General features: G+C 42.1%; 3 protein-coding genes. All 3 read right to left on the bottom strand.

All coding sequences use genetic code 11. The annotated features are described in order from the left end of the window. Positions 1–377: 377 nt before the first annotated feature. The gene (locus tag ABJL82_RS16525; RefSeq protein ID WP_347275811.1) at positions 378–1,199 is read right to left on the bottom strand and encodes an MlaD family protein; all 822 of its coding nucleotides are present in this window, start codon (positions 1,197–1,199) and stop codon (positions 378–380) included. Between the two features lie 22 nt (positions 1,200–1,221). After that, entirely contained in the window at positions 1,222–1,965 is a 744-nt protein-coding gene (locus ABJL82_RS16520) for an ABC transporter ATP-binding protein (protein ID WP_347275810.1), read from the bottom strand. Beyond that, a partial coding sequence (locus ABJL82_RS16515) for an ABC transporter permease (RefSeq protein ID WP_347275809.1) occupies positions 1,965–2,572 on the bottom strand: 608 nt, incomplete at its 5' end. The genes ABJL82_RS16515 and ABJL82_RS16520, both read right to left, overlap by 1 nt.

Here is a 2,572-nt window from a genome sequence, read left to right as displayed (position 1 = left end):
CAGCCAGATCACTATCTCCACATAGACGCCATTCCCTTGCTTTCCACAGGAAAGGTTGATTACAAAACGTTAAAGCAATTGGCATTGCAGCAATTAGTACCTTATCAGTAATTTCTTAACACTTTAGTTTTTTGAAAATTGATATACATATTTTAGCTCAATATGGGTGGCACGGACAAGCTGTGCTTGTCCGTGGTCGTGTGCAAATGGGACTACGTCTAATCTCCACACGGACAAACGGAGTTTGTCCGTGCCACCCAAAACTAAACTGCAACATATTTTCAAAAAGCTAAATTGTTAAGAAATTTCTTGTATGGCATTTGATGTAAGATTTAAAAATCGTAAATCTAAAATCGTACATCGTACATCAAAAATTGTTATTGAGTGGTATTTGTTTTCCCCTTTTCAATACTCTTCCGGATGACATTTCGCAGGATACGGCTTCTTTCTGCGCCTCCCAAAAGACTTTTCATATTGTCGTATAATTCCGGGTCTGCAATTAATGCCCCAAGTGTTCCCTCGCCCTCCGCTACCTTTGCAATAATCTCATTAAACGAGTCAGAGGCGGTAATTAAATTATCCATGAGGAGCCTTCCACGCACATCATAAATTAATGCATTTAAAAGACCCGTACTCTCCCTGAAATTGGTAATGCTTTCATTCAGCGACAGCGATACACTGTTTAAGGTCTCCGCAAGTCTTCCTTCCTCCACTTTATTAAAAAAGTTAGCGATAGATTTTATAGCATTGGTTCCATTTTCAATAGCGGAGGTGTAGTCCATTGGCTCTGCGCCTTTAATGGTATCTCCATCCTTTATGATATGTCCGGTACAGTCTTTCGAAGATATTTCCACGTATGAATCGCCAGTAACATAACTGAGCCATTTTATGGTGGCCAGTGAATCTGTAAGTATATTTTTTTGGGCGGCTTTATCCACTTGCAGCACTACTTCAATTCCAGTGCCTGACAACTCATCAGGGAGAACGATATCTTTGACCTGGCCTACCGTTACCCCCATAAAACGTACCGGAACGCCCTTTTGCAGTCCGTAGACGTGGAGAAACCGTGCCTTCAGTGTAATATGGGGTTTAAAATATCCCTTTTGTGAACCAAGGATAAACAACGCCGCGCCAAGGCATATCAACGTGATAATAGTAAAAATTCCCGCCCGTAATTCGGCAATGTGTTCTTTACGCATACTTTCTCCTTTTGTAACACTTTTACAAACAGATGTTGCCGCTGATAAAGTCCTTTACTTCCTTTAAAGGGCATGATGCTATTTCCTGCCAGGTTCCAACAACAATGATTTTTCCCTCATGAAGCATTGCGATACGGTCTGATACCGTTTTCACGCAATGGAGATCATGGGTGACAACGATGGTGGTAATGCCCAGTTTTTTCTGTAATTCCATAATAAGAACATTAATGCGCTGCGCAGTTATAGGGTCCAGGCCTGTAGTGGGTTCATCATATAAAATAATCTCCGGGTCAGTGGCGATAGCCCTTGCCAGTCCGACCCTCTTTTTCATGCCGCCGCTTAATTCCTCCGGCATTTTTGACTCAATGCCTTTAAGGCCTACCAGTTGTAATTTTTCTGAAACGCGTGACCTGATTTCGACTTCTGAAAGATGAAGGTGTTCCCGGAGCGGATATGCAATATTCTCAAATACGGTTAATGAATCAAACAATGCCGCCCCCTGAAACAGCATTCCCACATGGACCCGTAATTTAATTAATGCATCTTCATTCATTTGTGCAACGTTTTTACCCATAACAAAGATATCGCCCTTATCCGGCTTTATTAAGCCGATAAGTTCTTTCAAAAGAACACTTTTCCCCGTCCCGCTTGCGCCGAGGAGCGATATGATTTCCCCTTCCTGTACAGAAAGATTTATATCATTAAGAACGGGATGATTGTTAAATGATTTATAGAGATTTTTAATTTCAATTATGGGTTTTTTCATCAGAAGATCATAAGAAACAATTTTGTGAGAAAGAAATCTGCGATTAGGATGGAAATCGAGATTGTTACCACAGAAATGGTGGTGGAACGCCCCACGCCGGTAGTGCCCCCTGATGTTTTAAGCCCGAAATAACAGCCTATAACGGCAATAAGCAGTCCAAAAAAGACTGTTTTGCCAATGCCGCTCAGGAAATCAGAAATGGTAATGGTGGTTAAAATGGAATTAATATAGAAAATATGGTCAATATCCAGTTCAAAAGTTGCAATTATGAGTCCGCCAAAAATACCAATAAAATCCGCAGTAACCGTGAGGAGGGGCAGTGTAATCAATCCGGCGAATATTTTCGGAGACACCAATTTCTTTATGGGGCTTGCGCCTAAAGCCCGCATGGCGTCAATCTGCTCTGTTACCTGCATCGAACCGATTTCTGCCGCAATGCCTGAACCGATACGCGCCCCCACCATAATAGAGGTGAGAACCGGACCTAGTTCCCTCACAATAGAAAGGGAAACAACGCTTCCCACATACATCTCTGCCCCATACATGCGCAATCCGTAAATTGTCTGGAGCGACATGACCATGCCGGTAAACAAGGCAATGATATTTA

Source organism: Candidatus Kuenenia sp. (assembly GCF_039794105.1).
Lineage (GTDB): Bacteria > Planctomycetota > Brocadiia > Brocadiales > Brocadiaceae > Kuenenia.
Note: the sequence above shows the minus strand (reverse complement) of the source record. Positions and strands in the feature narration are given on the sequence as shown.